Source organism: Streptomyces sp. NPDC045287 (assembly GCF_056432325.1).
In genome coordinates, this window is record NZ_JBWKJG010000007.1 from 324,145 (window position 1) to 347,392 (window position 23,248).

Consider the following 23,248-nt stretch of genomic DNA (forward strand, 5'->3'; position numbering starts at 1 on the left):
GGGCGGCGCGGGTGGCCGCGAAGGACCAGGGCTTGCGTCAGGAGCGGTGGCTCGCTGTGGCGGGGAGACGGGAACCGTGTCTGGTCGGCGGTTGGTCCGGACGTAGCCGCCCGTTCACCGGGCGTCGTGGAAGATCACACCCAGCACGTGCCGCTGTCCGCTGTGCACGGCGCTCACCCCGTGCCGCAGGGTCACCCGGCTCCAGCCGCGCACCGAACGGACCGGGCGGTTGCTGACCGCGAAGATCATGCCCTGGCCTTGCCGGGGCCGTTTGACTATGGGGCGTGACTGGGCGCGCGGCCGCTGTTCCACGAACACGCTCTCACCGCCGGTGAAGTCCTCGTCCGGTTGGTCCAGCATCACCGCTACCTGCAGGGGGAACGCCAGCTCCCCGTACACGTCCTGGTGCAGGCAGTTGTAGCCGCCCGGCTCGTACCGGAGCAGCAGGGGGGTCGGGCGGTGTTGGCCGGCGGCGGCGCAGGCCGCGACGAGGTCTTCGTGGTCGTGGGGGAACCCGGGCTCTCCCAGTCGCTCCGCCCACGTGTTGGCGATGTGCGCGAGCGGCGGGTAGAGCCGCTGCCTCAACGTCTGCACGAGGTCCGGCAGGGGGTGGGCGAAGTAGCGGTACCGTCCCTCGCCGAAGCGGTGCCGCGCCATCGTCACCGTACTGCGGAACAGCTCGGGTTCGTCGAACAGCTCCCGGAGCCGCGCGCACTGGTCCCGTGACAGCAGCGGCGGGGTCAGGGCCACTCCTTCCTCGTCCAGCTCGGCGGTGAGCGCGGACCAGTCGAGGCTCTGGAGGGCGAGGAGTCCGCCGCCGGCGCCCCGGCGGGCGGCGTCGACGGGGGGTGCGGCCGGGGACACGGGCGGAGTCACGGGTGGAGTCACGGGTGGGGGCGGGGCCGCGCGGGTCAGGCCGGGCAGGTGCGGTGTTTCGTAGGCGCTCACGTGCTCCACTCTCCGGGTCGGAAGGAGGTGGCGGGCTCCGGCGGCGGGGAAGTCCGCCGGCGCCCGCCGGTCACAGAGGCAGACGGTCCGCCGGGCGGGCCGCCGCTTCGAGGTCGAGGAGGTACCGCTTGGCTGCCAGGCCGCCCGCGTATCCGTTGAGGCCGCCCGTGGAGCTGACGATCCGGTGGCACGGGAGCACCACGCACAGCGGGTTGGCGCCCAGCGCCGTCCCGACCGCCCGGGCGGCCCGCGGCCGGTCGAGGGCCTCGGCGAGCCGCGCGTACGTCGCGGTCCGCCCGTACGGCACGAACTCCCCGAGTATCGATACGGCCCGGCGGCTGAACGGCGTCGCGAGCCGCAGGTCCATCGGCATGGTGAAGTCGCGGCGCCCGCCGCTCAGGTAGGCGTCGAGTTGCGTCCGTGCCTCGTCCAGCACCCGTCGCTGCGCCGCTGTGGCCTCCCCTTCCTCCGTCGTGGGCAACCCGGATCTCCTCGCGCGTTCCACGGCCGCCTCGGGCGGGTCGAAGCAACACAGCACGAGCGCCTCGCCCGTGGCCGCCAGCACGAGCGGCCCGAGGGGCGTGGCGTGCACCGCCACGGCGGCGGTGACGGTGGCGGTAGCGGCGGTAACGGTGGCGGGGTAGCTGGTGGTTCGCATGGGGAACTCCGTAGTGTTCGTCGTTTCTGCCGGACCCGTGTCACGCGGTGACGGGCCGGCAGCTCTTGCACGCGCGGTACCCGGCCCGGCCGGCCTCGTGCGCCGTACGGAACGGGACCTGGTGGCGCGGGACGATGCGGCGGGCGTGCGCACAGGTCGGATGGCAGTAGATGCGCGTGGTGTCGCTGCCGAGGAACACCACCCCGCCGCGGCGGAGCTCCGTGACCCTCTCCAGGTCGATCCCCTCCGCGGCGCGCAGCGCGTCCCCCGCACCGGGGACGAGGTCGGCGTCGCAGGGGGCGCCGCCGTCGTGCGTCACACGGTGGGAGGGGACCAGCACGGGCACCGGGTTCCTCGCCAGGGCACCGACCACCGTGGTCGTCGGGACCCGGGCTTCCCGCGCGATCCAGACCACGGGTCTCAACTGCCCTGCCGGAATGGTCCGTACGGCTTCCAGTACCGCCCGCTCGGCCGCGGTGAGGCCGGACAGGTCGACGGGCAGCCTCCCCGCCCGCCCGGTCCGCAGAGCGGGGACGACTCCCGGGAACGGCTTGGCCGACCGTATGGCCGAGCGGTGCGTACGCACGCGGTGCAGCTCCTCGAAGGCCGTCGCCGTGAGCCCCGTCGAGTCGAGCGCGGCACCCGTCACGGCGTGCGGCCCCGCGGCCACGAACAGGCCGCCGGCGGGCGTTTCGAGGCGGACGTACGTGTCGTACTGCTCACGCTGGATGCCGACGCGCCGCAGCACGCGCAGGGCGAAGTCATCCGGAGGGTCTACGGCGAGTCCGATCAGGTCGCCCGCTGCCCGTTCGAGACGGGTCAGCGCCTCGTGGTCACTCTGTTTCACGTCGTCACCTCCTCCAACACGGGTACCTCCGGATCCAGTAGCTGTCGGAGACTTCTCAACCCTCTGGACACCTGTGCCTTGGCCGTCCCGACCGCGCACCCCTGCACCTCTGCCACTTCCGCGTAGCTCATCCCCATCACATGGCGGAGCACGACCGCTATCCGGTGGTGCTCGGGCAACTCCAGCAGTGCGGTAACCAGACGCTGCCGGTCGTCGACCAGCGCAGCGCGCTCCTCCGGCCCGGGCCTGTGGTCGGCCCAGGAACCGGCGGCGTCCTCCACGGACACCCCCGCCAGGGCAGGGCGTCGCGTGCAGGTGCGCACGTGGTTGCGCCACACGTTCGTGGCGATGGTCAGCAACCAGGCACGGGGCTTCAGCTCCCTCCGTCGCTCGGGGTCGTACCCCTGTAATGCCGTGTAGGCGCGCAGGAACACGTCCTGTCCCAGGTCGTCGGCCTCGGTCGCGGAGCCGGAGACCCGGAGCAGGAACGTGTACACCGCTCTCCCGTGCACCCGGACCAGCTCGGTGAACCCACCGTCCAGGTCCGCGGCCAGGAGGTCGGTCAACTGCTGCTCGGCCTTTTCGTCCATCACTGAAGAGAACACCGCCCCGGACGGAAGGGTTGCAGGAACGCCGGGCCGGCGGCATCGGCCCGGGCCGGGGTGGTCAGCGCCCTGGTCCGGGACCTCCACGGCCTCCCGGGCCGGGACCTCCACGGCCTCCCGGTCCGGGACCTTTGGCCCGCCTCCCGGGCCGGGGCCCTCGGCCGGCGACCACCGCCCCGCGCGTCCCGGGCGGCTCCGCGCCGCGCGGCCTACGGCCCGCGGACCGGCCGCCAGGACCCCGGTGGGCGCGGCGGGCCGGGTCCGGGGCGGGTGATGGCCGCCGGGCTCAGGCGCCGCCGTCCCCGTCGAGGTAGTCGGTGTGCCCGTCGTCGTCGACCTCGAACGGCCCGGGCGGGATGACGCAGAACTCGTTCCCCTCCGGGTCGGCCATGACCAGGAAGCCGCCGGTCGCGTACCGGTCGAGCCGCCGGCCCCCCAGCGCCTCGATCCGCGCCTGCGCGGAGGCCGGGTCCGGCGAGGAGAGGTCGAGGTGGACGCGGTTCTTGCCGGCCTTCGGCCCGGAGACCCTCTGGAAGCCCACCCCCGGCCCCGTGCCCCGCGCGAGCCAGACGTAGGGCCCCGTCCTGCCCGCGACCGGCCTCCCCAGGAGCTCGGCCCAGAACGACGCCAGCCGCTCCGGGTCGACGCAGTCGATGATGACGTCCTTGATCTCCAGCCGAGCACTCGCCATGCCCGGATCCTCGCAGCTCACGGGCTCGGACGGTAGCGGTCCGCCCAACCGCCGCGCCTCGTGCGGGGAGCGGCGCGCGCGGCGCGGCGGCCGTGGCCGTCCCTCCGGAGGCCGGGCGCCTGCCGTTCGAGGCCGACCGGAACCGCCACCGCGCCGGGCCGTTGCGCCGGGCCGCCGTGCCCGGCCGTTGTACCGACGCGCCGGGCCGCCGCTGCGGGACGAACCGGCTCCCGGGCCGTTTCCGGTATGACGGGTCCTCCGGGGCGGTGCGCGGGGAGGCGGTGGGGCACCGGCGGGCGGGTTCGAGCAGTTTCCCGCCTCTCCGGACGGCCTCCCCGGACGAGCCGTGCGGCACAGGCGGGGGAGGAGCCGCGCGCCGGAGCCCGACGGCGGAACGCACCGGGGCTCGGCGGCGGAGCGGACCGGGGCCCGACGCCCAAACGGATCGGGGCCCGGGCGGTCACCGCCCGAGCCCCGCCCGCCAGGAGCTCAGGCCCCGGCCCGCTCAGAAGCTCAGGCCCCGCCAGGAGCCGGCCCCCGCCGGAAGCCCGGCCCCCGCCCGTTCAGGAGACGACCGCCGCCGTGGCGGCGCTCAGTGCCGTACCGCTGTGGTGGCCGGTGCGGTGGGCGGTCACCCGGACGGTGATCCGCGTCCCGCGCTGGGCCCTGGTGGGGACGAACGTGGACTTCGTCGCCCCCGTGATGACGCGCCCGTTGGCGTACCACTGGTAGGCGTACGACGTCGGGGCCGGCGTCCACGCGCCGCGGCCGGCGGTCAGGGTGCGGCCGACCTTGGCCGTACCGGAGACCTTCGGGAGGGTCGTGGCCTTCGGGGCGACGCCCCGGGCGACGACGACCGCCGCCGACCCGGCGGTACCGCTCTGGTGTCCGGTGCGGTGCGCCGTGACGGTCACCGACAGCTTCTTGCCGAGGTCCGCCGCGGTCGGCACGTACGTGGCGGCACCGGCCCCCCTGATGCGGGCGCCGTCGATCCTCCACTGGTACGCGTACGACGTCGCCGCCGGCGACCACGTGCCCGGCCGGACGGACACCTGCGTGCCGACCCGCACCGTGCCGTACACCGACGGCGCGGCCGTGGCCCGCGGAGCCGCCCCCGGCGCGACCGTGACGGCGGCGGAGGTCGCGGCGGTGCTCAGGTTGCCCGCCCGGTGGGCGGTGACCGTCACGGAGAGCCGCTTGCCCACCAGGTCGGCCGGCACGGCGTAGGTGGCCGCGGTGGCGCCCGCGACGGCGACGCCGTCCGCCTTCCACTGGTACGTGTACGACGTCGGCGCGGGGCTCCACGCGCCCGGCTGCGCGCTCACCGTCGCACCGGCCTGCGCGGTGCCGGAGACCACCGGCGCGGCCGTGTTGGCCAGCGGCGCCTGCGGGGTGACGGTGAAGGCCCGCGAACCGAACTGCATGCCGCTCGCGTAGACGCTCAGGTACCAGGTCCCGGTCGGGACGCCGGCCAGGTCCAGGACGGCCGTCAGGGACCTCCGGTCGGGGGCGACGGTCACGCCGGTGGCCTCGACCCGGCGGTCGCCGGAGGCGATGACCACCCTGGTGGAGTCGGGCAGGGCGGAGCCCTTCACGGCGACGGCGACCTTGGTGCCGGTCACGCCGGTGTCCGGGGTGACCTCGGTGACCCCCACCTTCTCCGTGCCGCACCGCGACGGGCAGACGATCTGCGCCCGGTACGACGTCTGCGACGCCTTCTCGGGCAGGCCGAGCACGAACAGGCTCGGGGCGGTCTCCGTGGTGTACGACCCGGACAGGGCGCACGAGTGGTCGCCCGTGGACCAGGCGCTGCACCGCTGGGTGAGGGCCTTGTCGTACAGGGAGGGCACGGCGGTCTGCGCGGCGCCGGCCGTGTCGGAGACCTTCACAGTGAAGTAGTCGTGGTAGCTGGTGGGCAGTTCGGCGCAGATCGCGGTGTGCTGTTCGTCCAGGGTGCCGGTGATCGGCCCGTACCCGTAGGTGATGTTCGGGACCTTGACGCACTCCGGGGCGGGGCCGGCGGCCGTGGCGATGCGCTGCGCGTCGAAGCGGTACGAGTCGGCGGCCTTGAGGTTCGACGGCACGGCGAGGAGGACCTGGTACCGGTCCGCGCCGGTGACCGCGCAGGCGCGGTTGCGGAACGGGCACGTGGTGACGGAGCCGTCCGGGCCGTGCGCCGCCACGTTGGTGGTGCCCAGCGGGTCGCGCACGTCGAGGTGGAGGGTGTCGGCGGCGTCGGCCGTGGTGACCTGGTGGCAGACGAGCGTCCCCGGCGCGCCGGGGACGCCGGCCGTGGACGGGCCCCCGACGGCGGTCGCCGGCGTGGGGACGCAGCCCTTGGCGGTGGCGGTGACGTCGCGGCGGGTCAGGGTGTACTCGGCGGTGGCGGTCGAGCCGGTGGCCAGGACCGTGTGGGCGAGGCCCGGGGTGAGGGCGCAGTGCGTCCAGGTGGTGCGGTGCGGCCAGACGGAGCAGACCTGCTTGCCCTTGGCGTCCAGGACCGTGAACTCGGCGTTGGCGGTGCCGGACACGGCCCGGAGCTGGATGTTCTCGCCGGTGGAGTGGTCGTCCGCCGGGATGGTCAGGCAGTCGGAGAAGACGCCGCCGCCGGTGGCGAACCGGGCCGAGGCGGTGGCCGCGGTGAAGTCGCCGGCCGGGAAGACCCGGCAGCCGTCGCCCGTTCCGTCGGTGCGGTACAGCGCGAAGCGGTAGGAACCGGTCGGGTGGTTCTCGCTGTCGGTGGAGACCAGGACCTGGTGCGGGCCCGGGCCGGTGAGGGCGCAGGTCCCGGCGCGCAGGGAGTCACTGCTGCACCGGTGCTCGCCGTCGGCGTCGTAGACGGTGAGGTCGGCGCCGAAACTGGTGCCGCTGAGCGCGGTGAGCGCCGCCATGGTGGCGCCCTCGGGCAGCGGCAGGGTGAGGCAGTCGACCTCGCCCGGCACGCTCAGCGTGCCTTCGTGGACGCCGAGTTCGGTCGGGCGGCACCCGGCGGACGACGCGCGGTCGAGGATGAGCGTGGGCCGCTCGGTGAGGACCGTGTACTGGCCGGCGGTCGGCACGGTGCACAGCAGCCACGACTCGCAGACGGTCCGGCCGGCGCTGTCGTACACGGCCAGGCGGGTACGGGAGGTCCCGTCCGTCTCGTACACGTCGTAGCGGCCGGACGGCGAGGCCGTGAACAGCTTGCAGGAGGCCGCGGGCTCCACGCTGGTCGGGGCCGAGCCGTACGCGTTCACCGGGACGGTCGCGCAGCCGGCCGGGTCGGAGAGCCTGCGGACCTTCAGCGTGTACGCGGCGGGGAAACCGGCCTCCGCCGAGCCGACCCGGACGTACACCCGGTAGGGGCCGTCACCGGGCAGGACGCAGCCGGTGCTGCCGTCGTCGTAGCGCGGCGGGCAGATCCGGGCCCCGCTCTCATCGGTGATCCACTTCTCGGTGGAGGTGTAGTGGGCGCCCGCCTCCACGAGGAGCCGCTCGCCCGCCTTCGCCGAGACGCGGTGGCAGAGGATCGCGAACGCGTCGGGCGCGGAACCGGTCACCACCGGCGAGTCCCAGGAGGTGGGGATCTCGTCGGCGCACGGCCCGTCGACGGCGAGCGGGACGACCACGACGGATTCCCGCACCTCGGTCACGGTGTCGTTCAGCACCTCGATCCGGTACGTGCCGGTCCGGGGCAGGTCGCACCAGCCGTGGCTGTACCAGGCGGGGTCGTAGCACTCCAGGCGCTGGTCGCCGTCGAAGACGGAGACGTACACCTGCGTCAGCTCCCGCGACATGACCCGGTGCATGCCGGGCCGCTCGACGTCGACCGTGAGGCAGGCGGTGCCCCCGGCGGGGATCGTCACGTCGGCCCGGGCTTCCCCGGTGCCCCCCAGCGGCGCCGTGGCCAGCGGGGTGCAGTCCCCGGCCGCGCCCGACTCGGCCGATTCGCTCGACTTGCCCGACATGGCCGGTGCCGCCGACGTGGCCGGTGCGGCCGACTCGGCTGCCCAGGCCGTCCCGGTCGGCAGGAACAGCGAGACCAGCACGGCCAGGGCGGCCAGCAGCGCGGTGGCCTGCGGCACGGATCTTCGGGTCGCTCGCGCGCGGTGAATCACGGGGTCTCCCCATTGGGTACATGACACGTCCCCAACATGACGGTCCACGCGGACCTTTGGTTGTACGCGGACGGCGGTACGCGCGGCACGGGCGCCGCAGCGCGGCCCTCGAGGGGGACGGGGTGGCTCGCGCCGATCGAGGAGGCCCGGGCGGCTTGCGCCGAACGCCCACGGCCCATGGCCCGCGGCTGCCCGGCGTCGTCGACGCGACCGGCGCCGGGGACGGGCGCCCCTCACCGGAGGCGCGGGGCGCGCCTTTCCGCGCATTCGCGGTCACGGCCACGGCCACGGCCACGGCCACGATCGCGACCGTGTTCACGCTCACGTTCACGTTCGCGTTCGCGGAAGCGGAGCGATTCATTTCCGAATGGGACGCAGATCATTTCCGGGGTGGAAAGATCCATTCCAGTCCGGGGTGGTGCCGCCGCCGATCCCCGCCCCGCACGCCCCATTCACTTGAACCCGTCATTTATCCACTTGAACTTGTTACTTCCCCCTTCTCCCTCACGCAGACTGGCGTCCGCGCGAAGAACACCAGAAGGAAACCTCCGGCCGTTTGTCGATGTGAGGACGCGATGACGCCATTGAATGCAATGACGGCACCATTGGTGGACGCAGAAACCCTGGTGAAAACGGACCGCTCCCGATTGATCCATCCGCATCTGGGCGGTGACACCACCGAGCGAATCGTCATGGTGGAGGGTTCCGGGTGCCGCCTGCGCGACGCGCACGGCCGCGAGTACCTGGACGCCACCGGCGGTCTCCTGCTCGCGCACGTCGGGCACGGGCGGCGTGATCTGGCCGAGGTCGCGGCCGGGCAGATGGCGAAGCTGGAGTATTTCAGCAGCTTCCACGAGTTCACCAACGAACCCTCGATCAGGCTGGCCGACCGCCTCATCGACCTGGCGCCCTCCCCGATGGAGCGGGTGTACTTCACGAGCGGCGGCGGGGAAGCGGTCGACGCCGCGCTGCGGATGGCCCGGCTCTACCACCACCGGCGCGGCGAGCCGGAGCGGACGTGGATCCTCTCCCGTCACTTCGGATACCACGGAATCTCGTACGGCGGCGCCGCGGCGACCGGAATGCCCATGTTCCACCAGGGCTTCGGCCCCATGCTGCCCGACGTCCGGCACCTGACGCCGCCGATGCCCTTCCACCCGGAGATGTACGGCGGCGAGGACCCCACCGAATTCTGCCTGCGCGAACTGCGGGAGACGATCGAGGAGATCGGCGCGGAGCGGATCGCGGTCATGATCGGCGAGCCGATCCTCGGCGTGGCCGGCGTGATCGAACCGCCGAGCGACTACTGGCCGCGGGTCCGCGAACTGCTGGCGTCCCACGGGATCCTCCTCATCCTCGACGAGGTCATCACGGCGTTCGGCAGGACCGGGCACTGGTTCGCCGCCGGGCGGATGGGCGTCACGCCCGACTTCATCGTCACCGCCAAGGGACTGACCTCGGGCTACTTCCCGATGGGCGCGCTCCTGGTGGCCGACCACGTGGTCGACGTCGTCACCCGCGACGAGGGGGTCATCGGCGGGTACACCTACAGCGGTCACGCGACGGGCTGCGCGGTGGCGCTGGCCAACCTCGACATCATGGAGCGGGAGAACCTGCTCACGGCCGCCGTCGAGGTCGGCGACCACCTCGGCGCCCGGCTGCGCGAGCTGGAAGAACTGCCCTTCGTGGGCGAGGTGCGGCAGATCGGCCTCATGATCGGCATCGAGCTGACCCAGGACCCGGACACCGGGGAGCCGCTGTCGGCCGGCTGGGTGCCGCCGCTGGTCCGGGAGCGCAGCGGGGTCATCGTCCGCAACAACCCGAACACCGTCCTGGTGAGCCCGCCGCTGGTGATGAGCCGCGGCGAAGCGGACCGGGTGGCCGCGGCGGTGACCGACGTCCTCACCGAGTACGCGACCGGGCGGGGGAGGAGGAAGGCCGCGCCGGCACCGGACCCGTCGGTGCTCGACCGGCCGTGGGAGCAGCCGCCCTCGATGCCGGAACTCCTCGCCGCCACGATGGAGTGGCACTTCAACCCGAAGACCGGCTCCCGGTTCTGGCTGGAGCGGGCCAAGAGCCTGGACTTCGACCCGCGCAAGGACATCCGCACCGAAGCCGACCTGGCGATGTTCCCGAACGTCGTCGACGAGCTGCGCGACGTCCGCGTGGAGGACCTCGTCCCCCGGGGGTACGGGGACGAACCGATTCCGCTGGACGTCTTCGAGAGCGGCGGGACGACCGGTGCGCCCAAGCGCATCGCCTGGCTCCCCGACCTCCACGAGCGGCTGAACGCGTGGCACTCGGGGGTCCTGGACGCCCGCGGCGTCCCCCGCGGGGTGAACTGGCTGACGATCGGCCCGAGCGGACCGCACATGTTCGCTCCCATGAGCCGGGCGCTGGCGCACCGCCGGGGCGGCGTCCCGTTCACCCTGGACCTCGATCCGCGCTGGGCCAAGAAGTGCGCCGCGGAGGGGAGGACCGAGGACACGAAGAGGTACCTCGAACACGTCCTCGACCAGGTCGGGGAGATCCTGCGGAGCCAGGACGTCGGGGTCGTCTTCACCACGCCGCCGCTGCTGGAGGCGCTGGCCGGCGACGAGGAGCTGGCCGAGCTCGTCAACCGGAAGGTCCACACCCTCATCTGGGGCGGCGCCTCGATGAGCGTCGACACCCGCGGCCTGCTCCGCACGGAGGTGTTCCCCGGGACGCGGCTGCTCGGCTTCTACGGGAGCACCATGGTCGGCGGCGGCATGTACGAGCGGGCGGGGCTCGCCGAGGACGAGCCGTCCACCTTCGACCCGCCGTACCCCTTCATCAGCATGAGGGTCGTCGACCCGGACACCGGGGAGACCGTGCCCTACGGCGAACGCGGCCAGGTGGTCATGAACCACCTCAGCCGCAGCATGCTGATCCCCAACAACCTCGAACGGGACACCGCGATCCGCCGGCCCGGCGCCGAGGGCTTCGGCGGCGACGCGGTCGCCGACATCAAGCCGGTCCCGACGTTCGGCGGCACCACCGTCGTCGAGGGGGTGTACTGACGATGCCCGGTTCCCCGGCGCCGATCCACCTCGACGCCCTCGGGCCCAACGGGCCCTACCGGGCGCAGGCGAGGGAAGTCGTCACCGACGTCACCGGCCGGCCGGTCGCGGAGCTGAGCACGGTGCCGCGGCTGTACGTGCGGCGCGGCCTGGCGGCGTTGCGGCGGGCGGAGACGCCGCCGCTGGACGAGCGGGTGGCGGCCCTGGCCGAGGCGGGCCGGCTGTTCGCCACCGCCACCCTCGGCGGGATGTCCGTCGAACGGTACGAGCACGCCGTCGCCCGGGTGAGCGGCCTGCCGATCCCGATCGTGCGGGAGGCCACGAGGAACACCGCGACGGGCCTGGCCGGCGCGTACGGCTTCGCCCACCAGGCCCGGCCGCGCGGCAGCCGGGACCCGTCGAACGGCGCCGGCACCGCGGTGTGGATCCGGCGCGCAGACGTGCTCGCCGTCCTCACCGCCGGCAACCACCCCGGGATCCACGTGCAGTGGGCGGAGGCGCTGGCACTTGGCTACCGCGTCGCGGTACGGCCCTCGCGCCGCGAGCCGCTGAGCGCGCACCGACTGGTCACCGCCCTGCACGAGGCCGGGTTCGGCGGGGACCAGGTCGCCCTCATGCCCACCGACCACGGCACCGCCGACGAACTGGTCGGGGGCGCCGACCTGGCCATGGTCTACGGCGGCGACGACGTGGTGGACAAGTACCGGGCCAGTACGACCGTGCTGACGCACGGACCGGGACGGGCCAAGATCCTGATCACCTCCGACACCGACTTCACCCGGCACCTCGACACGATCGTCGACTCGATCGGCCAACAGGCCGGAGCCGGGTGCGTGAACGCGACGGCCGTCTTCGTCGAAGGGGATCCGGCGCCGGTGGCCGAGGCCGTCGCCGACCGGCTGGCCGGCCTGCCCTCGCTGCCACCGGAGTCCGACCGGGCGGTGCTGCCGGTCCGGCGGCTGGACGCCGCCCGGCTCCTGGAGAAGTACGTGCACGCCGAGGCCGCCGGGGCCAGGGCGTGGCTCGGCGGTGACGGCCTCGCCGCCGAGCTCGGCGACGGCTCCGCGGTACTGCGCCCGGCGGTGTTCCAACTGGACCGTGCCGACGCGCCGCAGGCACGTCTGGAGATGCCGTTCCCCTGCGTGTGGGTCGCGCCGTGGAGCCGCGCCGACGGCCTGGCCCCGCTGCGCGACACGATCGTGCTCACCGCGCTCACGTCCGACCGGGACCTGGTCGGGCGCCTCCTCGACGAGCCGACGATCCGCAACCTCCACGTCGGGGACCACCCGACCCACGTGCTGGTCCCCGGCCTGCCGAACGACGGCTACCTCGGTGAGTTCCTCATGCGCAGCAAGACGTTCACGCACACGGCCCCGGCGCCCCTGGCGGCTCCGGCACCTCCGGCGGTCCCGGCGGTGTCGTAGCGGGGGCGTGGCGAGAACAGTCGGGGAGCCCTCGTACCGCCGTGGGGTGCCTGCCGCGCCGGGAGACCGGCCGTGGCGGGGGACCTGCCGCGCCGGGGGCCGCCCACGGCCGGGGGAGCCGCCCACGAGACGGCCCCCCGGCGCCACGGGGCACCACGGACACGGGCCCCTCCCGCCCACCGGACGGGAGGGGCCCGATCGACCGGGCACCGCCACGGGGCGGGCCACGGCCGTACGCCGCCGTCGACGTTGGACGCCGCTATCGACGCCGGACGCCGCTATAGATGCCGTACATCGTCGTCGACGCCGGACGGGGACGTCAGGCGGAGCGGGGCACGATGTTCACCGCCCGGTAGGCGTACCCGTCCTGCTTGAATCCGGGAGCCTCCCACTGGAGTTGCACCCGCTGTCCCGGCGACAGCGTGCGGAACCCCTCCGCCTGGATGTGGGAGTAGTGGCCCCAGCACCCGCCGGGGGTCTCGGGGGAGTCGAGGACGCCCCACCCTTCCTCGTCGTGCCACTCGCGGACAGTCGCAGTCACCATGGACGGAACCTTACGGGTTCCACCTGCGCCGACGGATCGGGAGCCCCGACCGGGAAATCACCGCCCCCTGCCCCGCTCCCACCCCTCCGAACAGGGAGGACACGCGCACGGCGAAGTCCGTGGCCCCGTACCGCACCCGACGTCCACCGCTCTTCCCCGGCCGGGTGCGCGAGGGCTGTGCCGCGCCCGCTCGAAGCGGCCCGCCCGTACGGCTCCTGGAGCCCGTGGTGGTGCCGTTCGCCCGCTCACCCCGCCCCGGCCCTACAACCAAGCGGGCTCCTCGCGAGTCTTGATCGCCGGTGGTCACCACCTGTCGCCGACGATCAGAACCGAAGGAACGCATGAACCGACCCAGAGGTACGACGGCCGCCACCGCCGGCGCCGTCGTACTCGCCACCGCGGGCGGCCTGCTCGCCGCGGCCCCCTCCGCCTCCGCCGCCGTGACCTGCGCGTCCCCCGTCTTCAAGCGGACGTTCTACGCGAACACCACCTTCTCCGGGACGCCCAAGGCCACGGACTGCGACTCCGCGATCGACGAGAACTGGGGCACGGGCGCGCCCCGCTTCAAGGGCATGCCCGCCAACAACTTCGGCGTCCGCTGGGCCGTCACCCGCGACTTCGGCTCCGGCGGGCCGTTCACCTTCACCGCCTCCTCCCGCGACGGCATCCGCGTGTACCTCGACGGCGTCCGCAAGGTCGACCTGTGGAAGGACGTCGGCACCACCGTCTCCAGGACCGTCAACCTGACCATCCCGTCGGGCAGGCACAGCCTCCGCGTCGACTTCGTCAACTGGACCGGCTCCGCCAACGTCAAGTTCTCCTACGCCCCGCGCACGTCGGCGACCGTCGACAAGGTCAAGCCGCTGTCCCCGACCGGGTTCACCGCCTCCTACAGCACCGCGACCGCGTCCACGAAGGTCAGTTGGGCGAAGAACAAGGAGATGGACCTCGCCGGTTACCGCGTCTACCGGCGCGTGCAGGGCGCCTCCTTCCCCGCGAAGCCGCTGGCGACCACGACGTCCACCTCGTACACCGACACGACCGTCCCGAAGGACGGCAACGTGTACCACTACGAGGTCCGCGCCCACGACAAGGCCGGCAACGCCTCCCCGGGCACCGTCGACCTCGCCGTCACCACGGCCGACCGCACCGCCCCCGCCGCCCCCAAGGGCATCGAGGACAACTGGAGCATGGACTACCCGGACGAGATCACCCTCTACTGGGACGGCAACACGGAGGCCGACCTCGCCGGCTACCGCGTCTACCGCTCGACGTCCTCCCCGGTCGCCCTCACCGCCGAGAACCGGATGACCGGCGACACGCTGTCGCCCGGCGGCTACACCGGGCCCCTGCCGCAGACCGGCGACGTGTACTACTACGTCGTCACCGCCGTCGACAGGCACGGCAACGAGTCCCCGCCCTCGGGCACGGCGATGTACTACACCCGCGACCTGATCGGCCCGGTGGACACCGCCCTCAACGCGAGGGCCTCGGAGAGCGAGGCGGGCGTCACCCTGACCTGGGACGCCTCGGAGCGGACCAGTGACGACTTCGCGGGCTACTCGGTCTTCCGGTCGCTCAAGCCGCGCGGCTCCCGGGCCACGACGGTGGAGGTCGGCAAGGGGCTGAAGGGCACCTCCTTCACCGACGCGGCCCCGCCGCCCGGCGCCACGTACTACTACTGGGTGATCGCCCTGGACCACGAGCGCAACGGCGGCACCCCCTCCCAGGAACTCGCCGTCACCGTCGCCGGCAACACGACCGCCCCCGCCGCGGTCACCGGCCTGACCGCCACCCCGAAGGAGAACGGCGTCACCCTCTCCTGGGACCCGAGCGGCGATGCCGGTCTCGACCACTACCTCGTGCTGCGCGGCACCCTGGTCGACGGGAAGTGGTCGTACGTCCCGATGACGCACCCCGCGGACTTCAAGCCCTGGGAGATCGAGGAGGTGACGTTCCACGACGGCGTTCCCGCCGACGGGCAGCAGGTCCGCTACGGCGTCGTCGCCGTCGACCAGTACGGCAACCGGCTCGCCCCGGACACCGGTGCGTCCACCGCCGAGGTCACCGAGCTGGACCTCCGCCCCACCGCCCCGCCCACGACCGGCTCACCGCTGGGCCACCTCGGCGCCGACCGGAGCGGCTGGCTCCACTGGTGGCTGTCCAGCGACACGAACGAGAACGGCAGCAAGGTCTCCGCCTTCAACATCCGCCGCTGGAACCCGCAGACCCGGACGTTCGAGCTGATCGGCACCGAACCCAAGGGCGACAGCGCCAGCGGCTGGAACTGGTCCGACCGCAGCCTTCCGGCCGCCACCACGGTGTACTACCGCGTCTCCGCCCTCTACGCGGACGGCACCGAGTCGGGCGCGGCCGAGGCCGTCACCGCGACCTACTGAGCGCGGGCGGGCTGAGCACACCCGCACGGGCGGGCCGAGCGCGGCCGTGTCGAGCGCGGTCGCGCCCGGCGTGGTCGCGTGGGCGGGGGCTCCCCGAAGGGGACTGGGATTCGCCTTCCGGTCCCCTTCGCCCTGCCACCGGCGTTCCACGCCGAACTCCCCGAACGGCGAGCGACGAACAGGGTCCGGGGAAGGTCCGGGAGAGGCCCGAGGGGCGGCCCGGGGAAGACCCCGAGGAGGCCGGGGGAAGACCCGGGGGAGGCCCGAGGGGAGATCCGGGAAAGGTCCGGGGAAGACCCAGGGGGCCCAAGGGGGATCCCAGGGGGTCCCAGGGGGTCCCAGGGGGACGGCCCCCGCCTCGGCGGCTCCGAGGGCGCGTCCGTCAGTCGAGGCAGAACTCGTTGCCCTCGACGTCCTGCATCACGATGCAGGCGTCGTGGCCGTCGTACAGCAGGCGCACGCGTACCGCACCGAGCGCGACCAGCCGTGTGCACTCGGCTTCGAGCGCGGCCAGGCGCTCCTCACCCACGAGCCCGGTGCCGACCCGCACGTCGAGGTGCAGCCGGTTCTTGACGACCTTGCCTTCGGGAACGCGCTGGAAGTACAGCCGCGGACCCACGCCCGAGGGGTCGGTGCAGGCGAACCACGAACCCCGTTCCTCAGGGGGCTGGGACTGGTCGTACTCGTCCCACGTGGCGAACCCCTTCGGCGGGGGCGCGTCGTACCCCAGCACCTCGCACCAGAAGCGAGCGACGCGCTCGGGTTCCGCGCAGTCGAAGGTGACTTGAAACTGCTTGATCGAGGACATCGACGCACCATAGCAGGGGGGATCCGCCGTACAACTCCCGGCGACGGCCCCTGCGTTGCCGAGAAGAAGGCCCCCGCGGACCGTACGATCCCGATGCGATGCGATGCGATGCGATGCGATGCGATGCGCGCGCCGGCCGCGACCACGGCGAAGGGCACCCGTAGGCCGGCGCCCGTAGGCCGGTGCCCGTCGGCCCGTGTGCGAAGGACGGCCCGGACGTCTGAGTCCCCGCCGCCGAAGCGCCCGTCGCACGCCCGGCGGCCCGGCCCGCCGTCCACCGGCGTTTCGCTCCAAGCCACTGATCGCCTACGACCACAGGGCACCGGGCCACATCGGAACCACTCGTCCTGCCCGTCCTCGACGGGCATCCTGCCCGCACGACTCCCCACCGTCCGCGCGTAGGACACGGGCATGGGGTGCGCCGCAAACGCGGAAGGCCCTCCCGTCCGCCGGACGAAAGAGCCTCTGAGAAGGTGCTTGCCCGTGCCCCGGCAGGATCCGGACCTGCAGCACCCGCCGCAGGAGCGCGGCCCGAGCCCCCTCCGGTCACGGCCGCCGACTGGCGCGACGACCGGACGGAGACGCCGGCGCACGCCCCCGCCCGGCATCGTCGACGTCAGCCGTGGAGGTCAGAAGCCTGCTGACCCGCGACTCCGTAGCTCTGGGGCTAGAAGAGAGAACAGCGGCGGAGACACGGAGGGCCCGTGGCCCGCTGTCGGATTCCCCGCGACCGAGGGGAACCGACAGTCTCGGGTCACGCCGCGCTCATGCCTGAGACGTGTCCTTGCTCGTCCTCGTACACGTCGGCCTCGTCCTCCCCGAAGTCCGGGGCCTGGAAGGGGTTCGTCGCCGGAGGCGGCGACACTGCGGCAGAGCGGCGGGACGCCCCTTCCAGGGCGGAGAACAGCGAAGTCGAGTCGATGAGAGGTCTCCCTTTTCAGTCCAGGCCCTTGAATGGGCCCGGCGTTCCTTGGTCGGACACGGAGGTCCTTACAGCTTGGCCATCTTGGCGTACGGGCTCAAGATCCGCTCTTTCGTCGAGCCGAAATCCACGAGGACCGCGACCTCGTCCTCGACGCCGATCACCCGGCCGAGGCCGTACATGTCGTGCGTCACCTGGTCGCCCACGGCGAAGTGCCGGGGAGCCGGTGTGGCCCGGGCCTTGAAGGGGCTGGTGGGCAAGTGACGCTTCGGTGCAGCAGGCTTTGTCATCGTTCCCAGTATGAGGCCGCGGGTGCCCCCTTGGCTGCGGCCGTCCACGTCGGATTCGACACAGCCCCGGACGGCAGCATCCGCTCCAGGAGAGGCACCGGGGCGTCGTGCCGGTGGCCTACGGCTCCGACACCTGGTGAGAGGGTCCGGAAGCCGATCGCAGGACACCCTCGCCGCCCGTGGTCGACCTTCGCGTCGGGCACGCTTGTGGTACACGCCTCAGCCGGCGACGGCCAGCCACGACGACGGACCTGCCGACCGACCCCAGCACATCTCGTTCCTGGTGGCGGGCACGCGAAGGCGGATCCCGCCAAGGAGGCCCGATGCCCGGGACTGTTCCTCTCGCCCACCAGGCCCAGAAGGTCTGCGAGGCCGAGCACGGCCATGCCCGGCACACGTACGAGCGGCGCAAGGAGAGCTGATGAATCACAGCACGTGGAGGACGCGCCGGACCCGGCAGCTCGCGGGTGAGGCGGTGGAGTACGACCAGGAGTACGTCGACGCGCGGCTGGCCGGCGACCTCGGGCAGGCGGTCTACAACCGTCGGATCGAGCTCGGCCTGTCCCAGGCGGAACTGGCGGAGCGGGCCGGGATGACTCAGCCCCAGGTCTCCCGGATGGAAGGCGGCGACACCGTACCGACTCTCCCGCTGCTACGGCGCTTGGCCAAAGCCCTGGAAGGCACGCTGAACCTGACCATCGACGAAGGCGACTCACACGTCACCTTCACCCCACACGCCGCCTGATCCTCTGGCGGGCGAGCCGCCGCCCATAAACCCCGAAGGGCACCTACGAGAGTCCGCAGGTGCCCTTTTCCCTGTGCCCCCGGCAGGATTCGAACCTGCGACACCCGCTTTAGGAGAGAGGCGGGGTGACCTGCGGGCTGAGCTGCGGCTTCACCGGCCGAGGAAGTGAGTGGCTACTCGACCGCAGGGCACCGGGCTTGACCGTAGCTGACCCGTGTATCTGGCACGGTTGTGGCACGAACCTCAGCCGACCACAGTCAGCCACGACGACCGGTGCTGGTGAGCTCGTCAACTGGCACTCGACGGCCGGTCATTGTACGACTTGCTGTCACTGGCCAAGTCGCTCTGTCAGACCTGTGCGCTACGTTCCTGCTGCCTGCAGGGGAGCTGGTTGGGCATGCAGCTGATCCGGCGAGAGGGAGGAGAAACAAGTGTTCGTTGGCGAATACCTCAATTGGACAGAGGGTAACCCCATTGTTCCCTACGAGAACCCTCGGCGAACGAGCCACACATGGACGTCTTGTGCGGTTCATAGATGGTTCGATCCGGGCCCTCTGAGGTGCACCTATTGTGGCGTTAATGTCTACTGTGCTTGCGGCGCTGCAGAGCTGGAGCCGGGTGCAATTTTCCGCTTACGTGTTGCCGATCTTTCGAAGAGGCAGGCGACGCTTGATCATTTGATTCCGAGAAGTCGTGGCGGGAGGCATGGCGCGGATAATGTCGCTGTCGCATGTCGTAGCTGCAACAGTAGTAAGCAGGATTTAATGTTTCCTGCTGAGTGGATCCCAAAAAGAGACTTATTCACGTACATTAGTTCATCAGAGCCGATTCCCTCACTGGAGAACATTAGTCGGATGGGACATCTGATTATTCGACTTATTTCCGAGTTGGGTCCTGAGGAATTTCCTCCGTCTGTAGCTGAGGTCTGCGCAGCTCACCGTTGGCGGCCGCGAGATGTCCATCTGGCTCTTGCTGAAATGCATCGCGCGGGAGCGTTCTGTGTATTTGCTCATCCGTGCGCCCCTTCAACGCGCTATTATCGGCCCATTGCTGACCCTCAAGATGTGTTTGCAGGTGCAGTATGGGTTGAAGGGTGGTCATGACGTAACGGTGGCGTATTCAGCTTGGGAAGCTTAGGTTACTTCCGGATGGTTGCTGAGCTGACCTGCGGCGGAGTGGCGTTGAACTCCTGGTCGCGCGGGGGCAAGCTTCCGTTGTTCCCCGCAGGATCTGATACGCGAATGGCACGGCCTTTGTGCCTCGAACGTCCCTTGGTGCGTCTGAGCCTCAGCCGACGACAGTCAGCCAACCGTGTAGGCGCGCGTGTGCCTCGCTGCATCCCCGCCGGCCTGAGCCACGCTGTCACCCGTCGATCAGAGCAAACCCTGACGGCGGAAGCACACTGGCGGCACCTTGCGCGATGACCTCTTCGTCCCGAAGCAACTCGGGTAGGGGCTCGACCAAGGGCCGGTGTTCCTGTCACCTGCTGCGATGGTCCGCAGGTGTGCGCGGTTGTTCGTCGCTGTGCGTCGGCGTTGTCACGCAGATAGACACTCACCCCCAGTTGGTGGGGACACTGCTACGCGGGGTCGCCACTGTGCCTGAAGGCAATGGCTGCGCGACACGTGTCCAGATGTTCAGGGCAGCCGAAGTACTGCTTCGGCCGCTTGAAGAGCCCTTGGCGCTTGGTCACCCGGTACTCCGGCAATTCGTCACATGCCTGCACGTCGCAGGACGGGGCACGGGCTATGTCCGGGATGCGGTAGAAGTCCATAGCGAAACAGCATCGCTGGGACGCTCTGACCTGGGGTTTCGCCGCCGCAGACGGCGGCACGTCTGTCACTATCGGGCCCCGTTGGTCGGCTTCGGGGTGCCTCGGACGGCCCAGCGACGGCCCAGAGGGGCAGTTGGCTAAGGCGTCGTGTTGTCGGCACGGAGGCAGAGCTCGCGCGTGAGCTGGCCCTTCAGTAGAAGCGGGAGACCTTCCGGGTAGGCGGCCAGGTCGCCTCTCCTCCCGCAGGTCGAGGCACGCGCCGCCACGCCCGCTCCTCGACCTGCTTACGCCTACGCCGGCGCAGGCCGCCCCGTCCTTACCTCGTCCACACTTTGGCATACGCGTGCGCCCCGGTTGAGGCAACGTCTGCGGCTGGGGCCGCCAGCTCGTCGCCTCACAACTCCGAGTCGTAAATGACGGACTGTCCCGTCACATTCTCAATCTCTTCAACCAGTCGAGACAGACGCTCTCTCAAGAACTTCGCGTAGTCGCGCTGCTGGAAGCCGCCATCCGGCTCCGAGTCAATCAGGTGTGAATCGAGCACTTCGAGATACTTCCTCTGAGTGCCAGGTTCTTGGCCGTCAATGTAATCGGAAAGCAAGTTGTCCTTGACGGACCGCTTGGTTGACCGATACACGATGACTCTGTTGAGGATTAGCTCGGGTCCGAACCCTTCGGGATTATTCCCGGGAATGCTCAGCCAGCTCTTCGGGAACACACGCACAGTGTCGAGGGAGGACTCGGCAACGGGCATACTGGAATACGCCTGGGCTGAATCTGCGTCCTTTGCTCCGGCCTGAATCAGCAGTGTTACAAAACCTCTGAAGAGCGCCTTCCTGTTCGCTCGGGCGCTTAGAATATCCGCGTCTGTCAAGCTGAAATCTTCCACCGCCTCGGGTGCCTTTTCGGATTGCCCGATAACCCAATTGCGCAGAAGTTTGAAGTCCGCTCCAGCCTGACTGTTAGCGCCCTGATCATAGTTCTCACTGAAGACCGTGCACCAGTAGTACTGCCTCAACTTTTCGCGGGCCCCACTTCGAAAGTGCGACTTCAAGTGGCTGATTTCTGGATAGACGGCAGCCATGGGCACCAAGGCCATGCCGTAGGGAAGCCACTGCGGCGAGATTGCACCGCACTCTCGTTTAAGCATGTCCAGAATCTCAGCAGCAGCCGCGATTACTGCATCCCAGTGCTGCTCGATATCGGCTGCGGTAAGCCTATTCAAAACGTCGTATCGCTGAGCCGATGCATGGGACCGCAAGCAAATCACCTGCAGCAGGCTGTACGGGTCGATGTTGAACTCGACCAAAGAAGGGTATTCTTGCTGAGCTACGTCCCAGAGGTCTCGCAGTTTTACGCCCGACGGGTAAAACTTTGCAGTGAGTAGTTCGAACGGCCCCAGAACTTTCCCGGACCGGTTTAGGGTCTCGAAAATATTACAAACAGCCACTAGCGAAGTTTGCTCAGGGAGGTCTACCACCGGGAAGGCGTAGGATTCTAGCGGCTGCAAGTACGTGTCGCGAAGTTGATGCAGCAACTCTTCGAGTTGATCCGCAGCGTCTCGGTCCTGCTCTACCTTGCGGGAGAAGCTCTTGAACCACGGCCGCAATCGATCATATTCAGAAAGGGGAAACACCCCCTCCTCAAGTTGCCAATCACCGTCCAGCGGGTTGAACCGTGCTCGACGGTTCCCATCGTGAGCGAAGATCGCATTCTCTAGGTCGACTTCTTCCAGTGCACGGAGCTCCCCCCTTTCTCGGTCGATGAATGGCCAAACCTTGACAAAGAACTTATAGTCGCCTGTTCCCGTCAGAGCTTGGTAGAGGGAAGTGAGCCGCTGTTGTCCATCAAGAACAAGGCGGCGAGGCTGCTTATCTGGTGTCTCTGGTGCACCTTCAAAAGGACGACTGCCGAACTGGATGTCTGTCGACTGCTCCCAAGTGAGTAGTGTTCCTGCGGGGTACCTGGAGATGATGGACTTCAAAAGCTCGATCGTCCGCTTCGGCTCCCACACAAAGCTTCGCTGAAAGTCCGGTAGGGCGAGTAGACCCTTTTGAATTGCGACTACAAGCGAGCCGATCGATTCAGGAGTCGCTTTGAATACCGGGTCTTCTTTGAACATGGACGACATTTGCAGGCCTTCCGAGTGAGACATCAAAGTGATAGCAGGGCGGACCGAAGCTCGGAGACAGTTTGGAATCGACTGCCAGGCATCTCCGCTAGGCACTTAGCCACGACTGATCGGTATTTTTCCGGAGCTGTAGCAAGGTGAGCCGTAATGTAGGGTGTGGGAGGGCTCCAGATCAGGCCCTGAAGAAGCATTCTGCCGATTGAGAAAATGTCAGCGGGCGGTCCGGCTTCGTGAGCATCATCGTATTGCTCCGGTGCCGAATAGTATTGCGACCCAAAGAGCTCCTTGGGTCTCGTCAGCACGGCGCTATCAGAGTCTGTGAAGCGGCAAAGGCCAAAGTCTGACACTCGCCAGGTGCCGTCAACTAGCAGGACGTTAGAGGGCTTCAGGTCGCGGTGGATCACGTTGTTCTTGTGCGAATATTCGATGGCATCAAGAACCTGCACGGTGACACCGAGTACCCAATCCTCATCCTTACGTTCTCCTCGAAACACATTATGCAAAGTGTCCTGAGCGAGAGGCATCGCGTACCATGGACGGTGCGCACGTTCGGCGCAAGCATAGATGGGTACGATATTCGGGTGGCGTAAGCTCTTTTGAGCTTTGACTTCGCGGATAAATCTTGCGCGCGCTTCTTCCGCCTCTTCAGCGTCTCCGCTCCTGGCACTGAGGCTTGGCGTGAGGTACTTGAGTGCGACAATTACGCCGGTATCTACATTCTTCCCCCGGTACACTTCCGCTTGACCGCCTGAGTCAATCTTCGCAAGCTTCTTATATCGAGACATTTCCGCCCTCGATGGCGATATTTTGCCGTGATTATACCTAGTCGGCAGCGATGCTGTGCCGGCCTTAGAGGTTGTCCCGTAACTGCTGGTCAGGGTTGAGATGATCTTGTCGTGGCTGGTGTGATCACGGCGTCGGAGCCCTCCTGGATAGGCCCGTTCACCGGGCTGAGCCCGCGGCAGTTCGGCAAGCTGATCACCGCGCTGCGGCGTGAGGGAGCCGATCCGGTCCGCCGGGGCCGGCCGTGGTCGCTTCCATTGGAGGACCGGGTGCTGCTGGTGGCCGCCTACTGGCGCACCAACCTCACCCTGCGCCAGCTCGCCCCACTGTTCGGCGTCTCGAAGTCGGCGGCCGACCGGATCGTCGACCACCTCGGACCGGCTCTCGCCCTCCAGCCCCGGCGGCGGTACCGCAAGAACAGCGTGCTCATCGTGGACGGCACGCTCGTCCCCACCCGCGACCGGACCGTAGCCGCCTCCAGCAAGAACTACCGCTACTCCACCAACCACCAGGTCGTCATCGACGCCGACACCCGCCTCGT

General features: G+C 69.8%; 17 protein-coding genes. 6 read left to right on the forward strand and 11 right to left on the reverse strand.

Features of this window, described 5'->3' with window-relative positions; translation table 11 throughout:
• Positions 1 to 114: 114 nt before the first annotated feature.
• The 6 genes from AC07D6_RS14925 to AC07D6_RS14950 form a co-directional block, all read right to left on the reverse strand.
• The gene (locus AC07D6_RS14925; protein WP_479044496.1) at positions 115 to 948 is read right to left on the reverse strand and encodes a 2OG-Fe(II) oxygenase; all 834 of its coding nucleotides are present in this window, start codon (positions 946 to 948) and stop codon (positions 115 to 117) included.
• 70 nt (positions 949 to 1,018) lie between these two features.
• Positions 1,019 to 1,606 carry a methylated-DNA--[protein]-cysteine S-methyltransferase gene (locus AC07D6_RS14930; protein ID WP_479044498.1) on the reverse strand — a complete coding sequence of 196 codons (588 nt, stop codon included), beginning with the start codon at positions 1,604 to 1,606 and terminating at the stop codon, positions 1,019 to 1,021.
• 40 nt (positions 1,607 to 1,646) lie between these two features.
• Positions 1,647 to 2,453: an Ada metal-binding domain-containing protein gene (locus AC07D6_RS14935; RefSeq protein ID WP_479044500.1), complete on the reverse strand. Its 807-nt coding sequence runs from the start codon at positions 2,451 to 2,453 to the stop codon at positions 1,647 to 1,649.
• Positions 2,450 to 3,043: an RNA polymerase sigma factor gene (locus AC07D6_RS14940; protein WP_479044502.1), complete on the reverse strand. Its 594-nt coding sequence runs from the start codon at positions 3,041 to 3,043 to the stop codon at positions 2,450 to 2,452. The genes AC07D6_RS14935 and AC07D6_RS14940 overlap by 4 nt, the downstream gene beginning before the upstream one ends.
• A 301-nt stretch (positions 3,044 to 3,344) precedes the next feature.
• Complete coding sequence (locus AC07D6_RS14945; protein WP_315880362.1) at positions 3,345 to 3,749, reverse strand: VOC family protein; 405 nt, start codon at positions 3,747 to 3,749, stop codon at positions 3,345 to 3,347.
• 563 nt (positions 3,750 to 4,312) lie between these two features.
• Positions 4,313 to 7,846, reverse strand: a complete 3,534-nt coding sequence (locus AC07D6_RS14950; protein WP_479044505.1) for a hypothetical protein — start codon at positions 7,844 to 7,846, stop codon at positions 4,313 to 4,315.
• Positions 7,847 to 8,454: 608 nt separating this feature from the next.
• Here AC07D6_RS14950 and AC07D6_RS14955 point away from each other — a divergent pair.
• Complete coding sequence (locus tag AC07D6_RS14955) at positions 8,455 to 10,887, forward strand: aminotransferase class III-fold pyridoxal phosphate-dependent enzyme (protein ID WP_479044507.1); 2,433 nt, start codon at positions 8,455 to 8,457, stop codon at positions 10,885 to 10,887.
• Between the two features lie 2 nt (positions 10,888 to 10,889).
• On the forward strand, positions 10,890 to 12,311 hold the full coding sequence (locus tag AC07D6_RS14960) for an aldehyde dehydrogenase family protein (protein WP_479044509.1): 1,422 nt from the start codon (positions 10,890 to 10,892) through the stop codon (positions 12,309 to 12,311).
• 319 nt (positions 12,312 to 12,630) lie between these two features.
• Here the strand turns inward: AC07D6_RS14960 and AC07D6_RS14965 are convergent, their stop codons facing one another.
• Positions 12,631 to 12,855, reverse strand: coding sequence for a cold-shock protein (locus AC07D6_RS14965; protein WP_315880366.1), 225 nt, complete (start codon positions 12,853 to 12,855; stop codon positions 12,631 to 12,633).
• A 341-nt stretch (positions 12,856 to 13,196) separates the two neighbouring features.
• Between AC07D6_RS14965 and AC07D6_RS14970 the strand changes: the two genes are divergently transcribed.
• The gene (locus AC07D6_RS14970; RefSeq protein WP_479044511.1) at positions 13,197 to 15,254 is read left to right on the forward strand and encodes a PA14 domain-containing protein; all 2,058 of its coding nucleotides are present in this window, start codon (positions 13,197 to 13,199) and stop codon (positions 15,252 to 15,254) included.
• 382 nt (positions 15,255 to 15,636) lie between these two features.
• On the opposite strand, the gene AC07D6_RS14975 is transcribed toward AC07D6_RS14970, so the two are convergent.
• Positions 15,637 to 16,062, reverse strand: coding sequence for a VOC family protein (locus AC07D6_RS14975; RefSeq protein ID WP_479044513.1), 426 nt, complete (start codon positions 16,060 to 16,062; stop codon positions 15,637 to 15,639).
• Between the two features lie 990 nt (positions 16,063 to 17,052).
• Positions 17,053 to 17,274, reverse strand: a complete 222-nt coding sequence (locus AC07D6_RS14980) for a hypothetical protein (protein WP_315880369.1) — start codon at positions 17,272 to 17,274, stop codon at positions 17,053 to 17,055.
• Between the two features lie 421 nt (positions 17,275 to 17,695).
• Between AC07D6_RS14980 and AC07D6_RS14985 the strand changes: the two genes are divergently transcribed.
• A complete protein-coding gene (locus AC07D6_RS14985; RefSeq protein ID WP_315880370.1) occupies positions 17,696 to 18,019 on the forward strand; it encodes a helix-turn-helix domain-containing protein in 324 nt (107 codons plus the stop codon).
• Positions 18,020 to 18,450: 431 nt separating this feature from the next.
• A complete protein-coding gene (locus tag AC07D6_RS14990) occupies positions 18,451 to 19,122 on the forward strand; it encodes an HNH endonuclease (RefSeq protein ID WP_479044517.1) in 672 nt (223 codons plus the stop codon).
• A gap of 1,065 nt (positions 19,123 to 20,187) precedes the next feature.
• Here the strand turns inward: AC07D6_RS14990 and AC07D6_RS14995 are convergent.
• Positions 20,188 to 21,915 (reverse strand): GmrSD restriction endonuclease domain-containing protein, encoded by a 1,728-nt coding sequence (locus tag AC07D6_RS14995; RefSeq protein ID WP_479044519.1) that lies wholly within the window; start codon positions 21,913 to 21,915, stop codon positions 20,188 to 20,190.
• A gap of 32 nt (positions 21,916 to 21,947) precedes the next feature.
• Positions 21,948 to 22,709 carry a serine/threonine-protein kinase gene (locus AC07D6_RS15000; RefSeq protein WP_479044521.1) on the reverse strand — a complete coding sequence of 254 codons (762 nt, stop codon included), beginning with the start codon at positions 22,707 to 22,709 and terminating at the stop codon, positions 21,948 to 21,950.
• Between the two features lie 111 nt (positions 22,710 to 22,820).
• Between AC07D6_RS15000 and AC07D6_RS15005 the strand changes: the two genes are divergently transcribed.
• Positions 22,821 to 23,248: transposase family protein (locus tag AC07D6_RS15005; protein WP_479044523.1), on the forward strand; the 428-nt coding region annotated here is incomplete at its 3' end.